The 12,275-nt window shown below is 71.1% G+C and carries 8 protein-coding genes and 1 tRNA gene; 2 read left to right on the plus strand and 7 right to left on the minus strand.

What is annotated here, in order from left to right:
• Positions 1 to 52: 52 nt before the first annotated feature.
• From G4D85_RS34660 to G4D85_RS34690, 7 genes are all read right to left on the minus strand, one after another.
• Entirely contained in the window at positions 53 to 3,841 is a 3,789-nt protein-coding gene (locus G4D85_RS34660; RefSeq protein WP_275900338.1) for a rhamnosyltransferase WsaF family glycosyltransferase, read from the minus strand.
• 81 nt (positions 3,842 to 3,922) lie between these two features.
• Positions 3,923 to 5,257: an ABC transporter ATP-binding protein gene (locus G4D85_RS34665; protein ID WP_164018367.1), complete on the minus strand. Its 1,335-nt coding sequence runs from the start codon at positions 5,255 to 5,257 to the stop codon at positions 3,923 to 3,925.
• A gap of 8 nt (positions 5,258 to 5,265) precedes the next feature.
• A complete protein-coding gene (locus tag G4D85_RS34670) occupies positions 5,266 to 6,048 on the minus strand; it encodes an ABC transporter permease (protein ID WP_164018368.1) in 783 nt (260 codons plus the stop codon).
• Between the two features lie 427 nt (positions 6,049 to 6,475).
• Positions 6,476 to 6,550 (minus strand) — tRNA-Gly (locus tag G4D85_RS34675).
• Positions 6,551 to 6,634: 84 nt separating this feature from the next.
• Positions 6,635 to 7,324 (minus strand): CDP-diacylglycerol--glycerol-3-phosphate 3-phosphatidyltransferase, encoded by a 690-nt coding sequence (gene pgsA, locus G4D85_RS34680; RefSeq protein ID WP_164018369.1) that lies wholly within the window; start codon positions 7,322 to 7,324, stop codon positions 6,635 to 6,637.
• A 12-nt stretch (positions 7,325 to 7,336) separates the two neighbouring features.
• Positions 7,337 to 9,202 (minus strand): tetratricopeptide repeat protein, encoded by a 1,866-nt coding sequence (locus tag G4D85_RS34685; protein WP_164018370.1) that lies wholly within the window; start codon positions 9,200 to 9,202, stop codon positions 7,337 to 7,339.
• Positions 9,159 to 9,848, minus strand: a complete 690-nt coding sequence (locus G4D85_RS34690) for a lytic transglycosylase domain-containing protein (RefSeq protein WP_164018371.1) — start codon at positions 9,846 to 9,848, stop codon at positions 9,159 to 9,161. The genes G4D85_RS34685 and G4D85_RS34690 overlap by 44 nt, the downstream gene beginning before the upstream one ends.
• A gap of 89 nt (positions 9,849 to 9,937) precedes the next feature.
• On the opposite strand from G4D85_RS34690, the gene nadB reads away from it, so the two are divergent.
• Both nadB and G4D85_RS34700 read left to right on the plus strand, forming a co-directional pair.
• Positions 9,938 to 11,527, plus strand: a complete 1,590-nt coding sequence (nadB, locus tag G4D85_RS34695) for an L-aspartate oxidase (protein ID WP_164018372.1) — start codon at positions 9,938 to 9,940, stop codon at positions 11,525 to 11,527.
• Between the two features lie 6 nt (positions 11,528 to 11,533).
• Complete coding sequence (locus tag G4D85_RS34700; protein WP_164018373.1) at positions 11,534 to 12,274, plus strand: rhomboid family intramembrane serine protease; 741 nt, start codon at positions 11,534 to 11,536, stop codon at positions 12,272 to 12,274.
• Position 12,275: the final 1 nt, after the last annotated feature.

The raw sequence follows: 12,275 nt of genomic DNA on the forward strand, positions 1-12,275 counted from the left end.
TGTTCGCCAGTATACGGAGCCCTCCCCCGGACGGAGGGCACGGCGCGGCGCGTCAGGCGGCTCCGGCGATGGGGGCGGTCCGTCCGAGCAGGTGCTCCATCATCCGGTCCACCTGGGCCTCCCAGGTGGTGCGCCGCACGCGCTCGGCGGCGGCGGTGCCCAGGCGCTGGCGCAGCGCCGCGTCACCCACCGCGCGGCGGAGCTGCGCCAGCACGGAGCCGGGGGTCGGCGCCGTGAGCAGGCAGTTCTCTCCATCGTGGAGCAGCCAGTGGTTGGCCGGGTTGTCGTTGGTCACCACCGTCATCCCGCTCGCCATCATCTCCAGCGGCAGGTACGAGGGGTGCTTGGTGAACATGAAGCACAGCCCCACGTCGCACTCGCGGTACAGCGCGGCGGTGCGCTCGGCGGGGAGCACGCCCAGGTTCGTCACCAGCCCGCGCACGCCGTAGGACTCGGGGTGCCACTCGGCGCCGGCCGTCACCACTTCCACCGCGGGGCCCAGCTCGCGCTTCAGTCGGGCCAGCGCCGCCAGTCCCAGCTCGAAGCCGTTCCGCTCGTTGCCCGGGCGCCCGTAGAAGAAGACGCGCACGGGCCCCTGGCGCTCCGGCCGCCGCGCGTGGAACAGCGCCCCGTCCACGGCGGGCTCGAAGGCGAAGCCGTCCATGCCGTGTTGGGCCTTCACGTAGTCGCGCAGGCCCGGCGTGTTGAAGATGCCCTGGAAGCCCAGCGAGTACGTCTGCTCCGCCAGCGCCCACTGGGTGCCGGCGGCGAAGAACATGGGCTCGTAGTCCTGCACGAAGTAGCCACGCACCGCCGCGCGCGGGTGCCGCAGCACCTGGTACACGGAAGTCCAGTAGGTGGCGATGGCCAGGTCGCACGCGGGCAGCTCCGCCAGCGCCGCCGGCCCGGACAGCACGCGGAAGGCGCCCGAGGCGCCGGGGAACACCGTGGCCGCGCGAGACTCGAAGTCGCCAGGACTGGCGCCCGGCTTGTCGTAGACGACGAAGTCGCTGCGCACGCCGTGGCGCCGGTGCATCAGGTCCGCGAAGCGGAAAATCGTGTGCACGCCCGCGAAGACATGGCCGAAGGCCGGCACGAACCACGTGGCCGTCTCCACCTTCCCGCGCGAGCGCAGGGCCGCCAGCGCCGCCGGGGCGGACTCGCGCGACGCCTTCGCCTGCTCCGGCGTGCAGTCCAGCGCGTCCAGGTGCTCCACGGTGTGGCGCTGCGCCCGGGCGCGCTCCTCCAGCGCCGGGTCCACCGCGCTAGGTACGTCGCGCGACAGCGTGCGCACGGCCAGCGTCTCACCGTCCTCGGGGTGCTGACGCAGGACGCAGTCGGTGCCCAGCAGCGTGAGGTTCGGGTTGTAGAAGGGGTCCCCGCGAGCGCCCAGCCACGGGCGATAGGCCACGTAGGACCACCAGTAGTCGGCCTCGGGAATCGCGTCCGCGCGGCGGCTGGCGGACTCGTGGTGGATGACGCGCGCGTGCGGCGTGTACACCACGCGCAGGCCGCGCTGGTTCAGCCGCAGGCCGAGGTCCACGTCGCTGCCGCACACCTGGAAGCGCTCGTCGAAGCCGCCCAGCTCCTCGAAGACGGGGCGGCGGAGGATGACGCACGCGCTGGTGACGGACAGCCAGTTGCGCGTCGACTCGGTGTCGCCGAAGGGCGTGCGGAGGGGCCCGTCCGGCAGGCGCCAGAAGGGGTGTCCCGCCATGCCGGTGAAGCCCACGACGACGCCCGCGTGCTGCACGGTGCCCTCGGGGAAGAGGAGCTTGCAGCCCACCGCGCCCACCTCGGGCCGCTGGGCCTGGGACACCAGCTCGTCCAGCCAGCCGGGGTCCACCACCTCCATGTCGTTGTTGAGGAAGAGGAGCAGCTCGCCCGTGGCCTGCTTCGCCGCCCAGTTGTTGATGGCCGGGTAGTTGAAGGGGAAGTCCCACGTCAGCTTCACCAGCCGGGGGTCCGTCAGCCGCTCCAGCAGCGCGAAGGTCTCCGGCTTCGTGCTGTTGTTGGAGACCAGCAGCACCTCGAAGTTCGGATAGGTGGTGCGCGACAGCAGGCCCGGCAGCAGCAGCTCCAGCAGGTCCGGCCGGTCCTTGAACGGGACGATGATGGAGACCTTTGGCGGCGCGCCGCGCACCGGGTAGCGGACGCGGTACCGGCCGGGTGCGAAGCTCGTCACCTCGGCGGGCTCGCCGGTGCGGGCCAGGTGCTCGCGCAGGGCCCGCGCTCCCGCCTCCGTGGCCGCCTGCCCTGGCTCCGCGTGGGCGCGCGAGTGGTACAGCACCTTCGGCACGTGGCCGATTCCCCGCGTGGCCTCGCTCAGCCGCAGGACGAGCTCGTAGTCCTCGGCGCCGTCGAAGCCCTCGCGCACGCCGCCCACGGCCTCCAGCACGGAGCGCCGCGCGACGAGGAAGTGGCGGATGTAGTTCAGCGAGCGCAGCAGGTCCGGAGACCAGTCCGGCTTGAAGGAGGGCCCGGTGCGGCGCCCCTCCCCGTCCAGCCGGTCCTCGTCGCTGTAGAGGACGTCCAGCGAAGGCTCCGCCGCGAGCACCACCTCCGCCAGGGCATGCGGGGCCAGCGTGTCACCGGCCTCCAGGAAGCCCACCCACTCACCGCGCGCGGCGGCCAGGCCCGCGCTCAGCGCCCCGGCGAGGCCACCGTCCCGGCGCTCGCGAGTCACCACGCGGACGCGCGGGTTGCGCGCGGCGGCCTCGCGCAGCACCGCCGCCACGTGCGGGGCCGTGCTGGCGTCGTCCACCAGCACCCACTCCCACTCGGGGTACACCTGCGCCTCCACGGAGGCGAGGCCCTCGCGGAGGAAGGCCTCGGGCGTGTCGCGCACGGCCGTGACGAGCGACACCCGGGGCTTCACCTCCAGCCGCGCCACCGCGTCGCGCGCGGCGGAGAGGTCGGCAGGCTCCCGCCGGGCGCACCAGCCCTCGTAGTCACCCAGCTCGGGAACCTGGGGCGGCGGCGTGCGCGCGCCCAGCACCCCGGCCAGCGCCAGCACCGCCTGCTCGTTGAAGCGCGTCTGCCGGCGCAGCAGCTCGGTCCACAGTGGAGCGCCCGCGCGCAGCGCCCTGGGCAGGACCTCCGGGCGCAGCGGGTCATTGCGCCCGACGAGCCCGGCCACGGACTTCGCGCCCTCCGCCTCGGACGGCGGCTTTGGCGCGGCGGCGGCGGCGAGCGCCTCCACCATGGCCGAGTTCCACTCCGCCTGCCCGCGCAGCAGGGCCTCCAGCACCGGACCCGCCGCGGAGAGGTACGAGCGCTTCGCCGCATCCACCACGGAGCCGAGCGCCCCGCTCCGGTGCGAGCGCACCGACTTCCACCGCGTGGGGTCCGCCTTGGACTCGAGCTGCGCGCGCACCCAGCCGGACACGTCGTCGCGCAGGCCCAGGCTCCGGTGGACGGACAGGTACTCCAGCACGCGCACCACGGCCTTGTTGAACTCGGCCTGGGGGCGGAGCGACTCCACGTGGAAGGGGTGGAGCCCCTCGATGAAGGCGCGCTTGGTGGCCGTCACCATGCGCCCCATGCCGGAGGCGCGGTGCGACTCGGGCACGGTGAACTCGTGGGGCACCGCCAGCCGCGAGGCCTCCTGCAACGGGGACAGCGCCTGCGAGCCCGAGGGCCTCGCGCGGTGGAGCTGCTCGGTGAGCAGCCGCAGCGTCCCCTCCAGCGCGGACACCTCGGCGCACCGCTCGGGCAGGCACGGGCGGCGCGCGTCGAGCAGCGCGCGCACCACGGCCACCATCCGCGCCAGGTCCCCCGCGCTCGGCGCCGTGTCCGGAGCCACCGCGTCCCCGGAGAGCTTCTCCAGTCCTGTCTTCACCGCCGTACCGCCTCTCTCGTTTTCACGCGGGCCGGGCGGGTGTGACTCCCCTCTCCCGGCGCGCCAGCCGGTGGCTGAAGCTCAGGGATGACCGCCGCCGGCGGCCCGGGGCACGGCGCCCCCGGCCAGCGCGGGCACCACCGCCTGCGCCACCGGCGCCGACTCCACCACCCAGCGGTGCGCCGGGCGGAACACGCCCCGCTCCGCCACCGTGGAGCTCACCTGGAAGGTCCGTCGCTCCGTGGACGCGCCTCCCGAGGAGCGGGCCGTCACCTGGAGGGCATACTCCCCCGCCAGCAGGCCCAGCCGCTCCAGCACGAAGCGCACGCGGCCCTCCGGAGGAAGCTGTCGTGGCAGCTGCACCTCCTCCAGGAGGGTGCTCGTCTCGTACAGCGGCTTGCCGTCCGCGGTCTGGAGGGACACCTCGAACTCCACGTCCGTGGCGCGCTCGTCCGCGGTGAAGTCCACGCACACCTCCACCGGCGTCTCCGGTGTCAGCGGCGTGTCCTCGCCCTCGGGCGACGACAGGTGCAACCGGGTGAGGCGCACGGCCATGGTGGACGACGGCAGCACCTGCGCCGCGCCGGGCACCTGCGGCAGCGCCCCTCCCCCTTCGGTGAGGGCCGGTGGCGTGAAGGACTGGGACTGGGACTCCGCCAGGGCAATGGCCTGCCGGTACTCGGCCGTCACGTCCGCGGAGCGGCCCACCCGGCGCACGTACCCGCCGTCAATCCATGCCGCCAGGTCGCACCACTTGTCCACCGTGTTCAGGTCATGCGTGACGAGGACGATGGTCTTCCCCTGCCGCTTGAAGTCCATCATCTTGGCGAGGCTCTTCTTGCTGAAGTGCTCGTCGCCCACGGCCAGGATCTCATCGATGATGAGGATGTCCGGGTCCACGTGCGTGGCCACCGCGAAGGCCAGGCGCATGTACATGCCGCTGGAGTAGGTGCGCACCGGCTCGTCGATGAACTCGCCCAGTTCGCTGAAGGCGATGATTTCATCCATCCGCGCGCGCACCTCGGCCCGCGACATGCCGAGGATGATGCCGTTGATGAGGATGTTCTCCCGCCCGGAGAAGTCCGGGTGGAAGCCCGCGCCCAGGTCCAGCAGCGCGGAGATGCGGCCGTTGATCTGCAAGAGGCCGGAGGTGGGCGTGTAGATGCCGGTGATGAGCTTGAGCAGCGTGCTCTTCCCCGAGCCGTTACGCCCGATGATGCCGACCGTCTTGCCCTTGGGGATGGTGAGGTTGATACCGCGCAGCGCGGTGATGAGTCCGGCCTCGCGGGCCTGGCGCTTGCCGCGCAGCCAGCGCAGCAGCTCGGACTTGAACGTCGTGTACTCGCCCCGGATGGTCCGCTTCCGGAAGCTCTTCACGACGTCCTGCATGACGATGGCGTCCATGGATTCCTGCATGGCAGCGGTCAAATGGACTCCGCGAATTCCTCGCGGCGGGCTTCGAAGATCATCGACGCGGCCCACAACAGCACGACGGAGAAGACACCCAGCGCCAACAGCGGCGCCGCGTCCGGGAGGCGGTGCTCATAGAAGAGGGCCTGATACGAGGTGATGATGGGGGCCATGGGGTTCAGCACGAACATCGCCGTGCGCAGCGTCTCGTCCTGGAAGTTGGAGAGCGGATACAGCACGGGCGTCCCGAAGAACCACATCGTCAGCAGGTTGGTGACGATGTGCTGCAGGTCCCGGAACGTCACGTTGATGGCCGCGAGGATGTACGTCATCGCCAGCGTGAAGGTGAGCTGGATGAGGACCACCACCGGGAAGAAGAGGACGTGCCAGGTGGGCCACTGCCCGTAGATGATGCCCAACCCGAGCATCAGCGGCAGGGACAGCGTGTAGTTGCAGAGGTTGGTGACCACCACCGTGGTGGGCAGCACCTGGGCGGGGAAGCGGACCTTGGTCATCAGGTCTCGCCGGTCGCTGATGGCGCTCGCGCCACCGCTGATGGAGCTGGAGAACCAGATCCACGGCAACAAGCCCACGAACATGAAGAAGGCGTAGTTGGGCGTGTTCTGCCGCATCACCACGGTGAAGAGCAGCGCGTACACCAGCATGTGCAGCGTCGGGTTCAGGAACGTCCACAGGAACCCGAGGAACGAGCCACGGTAGCGCGCCTTCAGCTCGCGCTGGACGAGGCTGAGCAGCAGGCCCCGATACTGGTACAGCTCACGGACGAGGCGAATCATGAGGGGGCCCTTCATATAGCAGGGCAGAGCCCGGATGCGAGGCAGCCCGGTGAACCCGCCACCCGCCGCCGGTGCGCCCGGATGACCGTCTGCCCCGGGTACGGCCATGCATACGGCCCCGGATTTCAAAGCGTTTCATGGCGGCTCGCAGCAGCGGGCGCTGGACTCCGGTGGAGACGCCACCACCCACCAGCCCGCCGGAGCCCGTCCTCACGCCTGCCGGAAACCCCTTCGAGCCTGAAGCCGGGAGCGGCCTCCGCCACTGGAACCGGAGCTCGGAGCGACCACGCGGCCTGAGGTGAGCGGTGTCTCCGGGCCCGCGAGACATGCCCGCTCGCCTGCCTTCGCGTTGATAACGGGGGCGGCGCGAGAACCCAGACACCGGAAAAGAAAAAGGCCCCCTGGTTTCCCAGGGGGCCTCTTAATCTGGAGCGGGAAAAGGGATTTGAACCCTCGACCCTCGCCTTGGCAAGGCGATGCTCTACCGCTGAGCTATTCCCGCATCAGGTACCGCGACTTCGTTTCGGCGGCCGGTTCAGCGCCGCGCCGAAAGTGAGGCTGGATATACAGAGCCCTTCCGGACCCGTCAAACACTTTTCGCACCGGTCGGCTCGCCTCCACGCTTCGCGAGCATGGCGAGGAACGCACGGAAGTAGACGACCGCGCTCCACACCGAGAAGGCACCCGAGAGGTAGACGAGCACCTTGCCCACGAGGTTGTAGTCCACGGGCACGGAGGTGGCGCCAACCTGCAGTGGGTGCACGTAGTGGACGCAGAGTGAAATGATGCCCACGAGCTGGAGGGACGTCTTCCACTTCCCCTCCTGGCCGGCGGCGATGACCATGCCCTCGCTGGCGGCGATGGTGCGCAGGCCGCTGACGATGAGCTCGCGCGCCAGCAGGACGATGACGACCCACGCGGCGATGCGCCCCAGCCGCACCATCATCACCAGCGCCGCCATGGCGATGAGCTTGTCGGCGAGCGGGTCCATGAACTTGCCGACCACGGTGATGAGGTTCCACTTGCGCGCCAGGTAGCCGTCAATCACGTCGGTGATGGAGGCCACGGCGAACACCAGCCCCGCCCACAGGGAGTTGAGGGGGTCGGCGTCGTAGGTCAGCCAGACGAAGAGGGGGATGAGGAAGATGCGCCCCAACGTGAGCATGTTGGGGAGGTTCCAGAACTCCTGCACCAACACGCTGGGCTGACGCTCCGCGCGGCGGCGCGCCCGCTCCTCCCGCTTCAGCTTCTTCCGGGTCGCTCGGTCCAAGGCCATGGAGGGCACCTTCTAGCGGACACCAAGGGCGATGAGGGCAAAACCTTCACCGCTCAGCTCCACCGCGGTCCGGAGCACCTCACCGGTGGGCGACTTGAGCAGGGGCACGACGCGGGGCGTGAGGTTGCCCTGCCAGCCCACCAGGTGCGTCAGGGGCACCGTCACCGTGCCCTCCATCCGCACCGGCACCGAGCGCAGCGCCCCGGGCAGGCTCAGCAGCACCCGCCCCTGCCCGCGCAGGTGCACGAGGTCCAGGTCCGGAGCAATGTCCGACGGCACACGTCCGTTCTCGAACATCACCGGCTCTTCGAAGGCGAAGATGCACTCGTCGCGGAAGTAGGCGGAGTCCTCGCCCAGGTCCACCGCCAGGAAGGTGCGCTTCTCGGAGGGCTCCATATAGAGGACGCCACGACCCCGGGCCCGGACCATCCGCGCCGCGCCCTCGCCAAAGGACTTGTCCGTGGCGCGGCCCCGGAAGCGCTTCATCTCCGGCTGGAAGGCCAGCTGGCCGCTGAAGGCCACCAGCCCGTCCAGCCGCGTGAGCAGCTCTCCGTCCACGGAGACAGAGAAGCTGCCCTCGCCCAGGACGAAGGGATGCGCGGGGTCCGCCCCCGCCAGCGCCACCGCGGGCGCCAGCTCCGCCAGCGGCGGCACGAAGGCGCCCGGGAGTCCCGCCGCACCTTCATGGCCCGCGACTTCCGGTGTGGAAGGTGGGGTGGTGGCGCCGGCTCCCGTGAGCGGCGCGGCCGACGTGGCCGTGGCACCGGCTCCCGCGACAGGCGCGGCGGTGGCACGCGCGCCCGGCGTCGCACCGCCGACCGTGCCGGGAGCAGCGGCGCCGGCTTCGAGCGGGGCCCCGGCCGTCACCGGGGCTGACGACGGGCCCGTGCCCGTCGTCCTGGCCACCATGCCGGCGGGCGTCGTCGCGCGGGACAGCATCGCCTTCGACAGGGGCACCGGGGTCAGCGGCACGCTGGCGGCGAGCGCGGCGGAGGTCTCCTCGAAGTCGTGCTGGGCCTCCATGGCCAGCTCTTCCGCGTCCTCGGGCGTGGCGGTGAGCACCGGCAGCTCCTCCCCACCGGCAAGGGAGCTGGGCCCCTCGTCCTCGGCGAGGCGGATCTCCTCTTCCTCCGGCTCCTGCGCGGCCGGTGCAGTGGCCCGGCCCGAGGGCCCGGGTCCACCGTCCAGTCCGAACTGCGCGCCCCAGTCGCCCTCGGGCAGCCCACCCGAGCGGCCCTGGGCGCGCGATGCCTCGGCGGCGGGCGGCGTCGCGGCCGGAGCGCCGGGCGTGGCCACCGGCTCACCGCCCTGCTCCCGCACCCCCTCGCTGCCCTCCAGTTCGGCGAGGCCCCGGGCGCGCGCGGGCTGCGCGGACGCGGGCCGGGAGTAACCCTCCCCGGCGATGGCGCGCGTCATCTTCTCCGCCATGGCGTCGCTGCCCGCCAGCAGGAAGTGCTCGCGCGCGCGGCCGTACTCGCCCATCTGCGCGAGTGTCAGGCCCAGGTAGTTCTGCGCCTTCTGGTGCTCGGGAGCCAGGTCGGTGGCCGTCTCGAACTCGCGCGCGGCGCGCTGGAGCGCGCTCGTCTTCAGATACACGAGCCCCAGGTTGACCCGCAGTGTCGGGTCCACCGGGTTGTCTCGCACCAGCATCTCGTACAGCTCCGCCGCCCGGTCGAACATGCCGAGCTTGAAGTAGCAAAGGCCCAGCAGGTTCTGCGCCTTCTCCTGACGGGGCTGGAGCTGGTGGGCGCGCTCCAGGAACTCCTTTGCCTCGATGACCTTCCCGGCGGCCAGCAGCTCGCCACCGCGGTAGAGCTGTTGGAGGAACTCGTCGTCAGCGGGGCTCTTCTCCCCCCGCCCCTTCGCGCGCGTCGTCATTCTGGGATGTGGGCTCGCGGGGGCCGCTCTCGGCGGTCCGCTCGCGCTCCTTGTAGTGGAAGTAGAGCTGGAGCACCTTGCGCACGTACCCCTGCGTCTCGTCGTAGGGGGGCACCTTGCCACCGTAGCGCTTCACCGCCTCGGGGCCGGCGTTGTACGCGGCAATCATCTTCACCATGTCGCCGTCGAACATGTTGGCGAGCACGCGCAGGTAGCGCACCCCGCCCTCGATGTTGTCGCGCTCGTTGAAGATGTCCTTCACGTACATGTCCGACGCCGTGGCCGGCATCAACTGCATCAGCCCGCTGGCGCCCTTGTGGCTCAGCGCGTTCGGGTTGAAGTTGCTCTCGGTGTGCATGATGGCGCGCACCAGTGCCGTGGGGATGCGGTAGCGCAGCGCCGCCGCCGCGATGTGCGGGTCCAGCTCCGGCGGCGTCTTCTTGCGCCCCACCACCGGCGCGCTCTTCGCCGGCGCCGGGGTGAAGGAGCCCTTCATCCGCTTCGCCTGCTTGGCGCCGGAGGGAGGGACATTCGTGTAGACGATGGTCCCGTCCTTCTCCACGTAGCGGTAGACGGACTCGGAGGCTCCCGCCGTCAACGGCAGGGCCAGCAGGGTGGCGGCAAGGAGCGCGGGAAGGGCACGCATATCGGCAGCCCTCAACCTTAGACAAGCGCCGGAAAGTCCTCAAGAAAACGCCTTGTTTCCGGCACTTACCGCCATTAAGGCTGTCCACCATGCCTCATCGGTTCGATTTTCTCGTGCTCGGGAGCGGCGTGGCGGGCCTCTCGTTCGCCCTCCAGGCGGCCCGGCACGGCACGGTGGCCGTCATCACCAAGCGGGAGCGAGGTGAGAGCAACACCGCCTACGCGCAGGGCGGCATCGCCAGCGTGCTGGCCCCCACGGACTCCTTCGACGCCCACATCGACGACACCCTCGTGGCCGGCGCGGGCCTGTGCCACCGGGACGCGGTGGAAGTCACGGTGAAGGAAGGCCCCCAGCGCGTGCGCGAGCTGGTGGACCTGGGCGCGGACTTCAACAAGCACCTGTCCGGCGAGTTCGACCTGACGCGCGAGGGCGGCCACTCCGCCCGCCGCATCATCCACGCGGGGGACATCACCGGCCGCGAGGTGCAGCGCGCGCTGCTGGCCGCGTGTGACGAGTCGCCCAACATCACCTTCTTCGCGCACACGGCCGCCATCGACCTCATCCTGGACCGGCGCATGCCCAACCCGGGGGCCCACCGCGTCCTCGGCGCGTACGCGCTGCTGGAGAACGGCAGCATCGAGCGCTTCCTGTCCAAGGTGACGGTGCTGGCCACCGGCGGCGCGGGCAAGGTGTACCTCTACACCTCCAACCCGGACGTGGCGACGGGCGACGGCGTGGCCATGGCGTACCGCGCGGGCGCGCGGGTGGCGAACATGGAGTTCTACCAGTTCCACCCCACCTGCCTGTACCACCCGGAGGCCAAGAGCTTCCTCATCAGCGAGGCGCTGCGAGGCGAGGGCGGCAAGCTGCGCCTCAAGGGCGGCGCCACCTTCATGGAGCGCTACCACTCCATGGGCGCGCTCGCCCCTCGCGACGTGGTGGCGCGCGCCATCGACGCGGAGATGAAGCGCACGGGCGACGAGTGCGTCTACCTGGACATGACGCACCTGGGCCGCGCCTTCCTCACCGAGCGCTTCCCCAACATCTACGCCACCTGCAAGGCCTTCAACATCGACATGGCCGTGCAGCCCATCCCCGTGGTGCCCGCGGCCCACTACCAGTGCGGCGGCGTGGTGACGGACCTGGACGGGCGCACCTCCGTGCCCGGCCTCTACGCCATCGGCGAGGTGGCCTGCACCGGCCTGCACGGCGCCAACCGGCTCGCCTCCAACTCGCTGCTGGAGGGCCTGGTGTTCGGCCACCGCGCGGTGCGGGTGGCCGTGGAGGAGATGGCGGGCCTGCCCACGCGCACCGAGGACCCGCCGGCCTGGGACGCGGGCAGCGCCGTGGAGTCGGACGAGAGCGTCGTCGTCACCCACAACTGGGACGAGATTCGCCGGCTCATGTGGAACTACGTCGGCATCGTCCGCACGGACAAGCGGCTGATGCGCGCGCGGCGCCGGCTGGAGCTGCTGCGCGAGGAGATTCGCGACTACTACTGGCACTTCAAGGTGACCCGCGACGTCATCGAGCTGCGCAACATCGCCGAGGTGGCCTACCTCATCGTCGACTGCGCCAGCCGCCGCAAGGAGAGCCGCGGCCTGCACTTCACGCTCGACTACCCGCACACGGACGACCACCACTGGCTGCGCGACACCGTGCTCTCACGGGAGCTGTGAGCGCGCATGGCGTCCCGCCCCCGCCGCATCCTGGACGCACTCCCCTCCGGCCCCGGCGGTGAGGGTGGCGGGCCCCCCCCGGGCGCGCCGCCCCCGGCCGTTCCGCTGCCGCGGCCGTGGGTGAGCTACGCCATCCTCGCGGGCGCGGTGGGCCTGTTCCTGGTGGAGCAGTTCTTCCCCGTCTCGCAGCTGGTGCTCGCGGACGGCTCGCGGGTGAGCCGGCTGCCCCCGCTGGCGCTGTACGGGCCCGCCGTCCAGGCCGGCCAGTACTGGCGGCTGCTGGGCGCGGTGCTGGAGCACGGCGGGGCGCTGCACCTCGTCTTCAACATGTCGGTGGTGGTGACGCTGGGCTTCACGCTGGAGCGCGGCATCGGCAGCCTGCGCTTCCTGGGACTGTCGCTCGTCACCACGCTGGGCGCGTCCACCTTCTCGCTCCTCTTCGACTTCGACGTGCCCACAGTGGGCGCGTCGGGGATGATTCTGGGATGGGCGGGCGCCATGCTCCCCATCTCCACCCAGCAGGGCCGGCAGGAGCTGTTCGTCTGGCTGGCGCAGGTGGCCGTCCTCAGCCTGCTGCCCTTCGTGAGCTGGGCGGGGCACCTGGGCGGCTTCCTCTTCGGGCTGCCCTGCGGGCTCGCCCTGCGGATGGGGCGCGGGGTGTACGCGCGCGCCCTGCCCATCCTCCTCTTCCTCAGCCTCGTGGTGGCGCTGTACGCGGCGCACCCCGAGCGGCGCGGGGGCCTGTGAC

It is taken from the genome of Pyxidicoccus trucidator, assembly GCF_010894435.1.
GTDB classification, from domain to species: Bacteria; Myxococcota; Myxococcia; order Myxococcales; family Myxococcaceae; genus Myxococcus; species Myxococcus trucidator.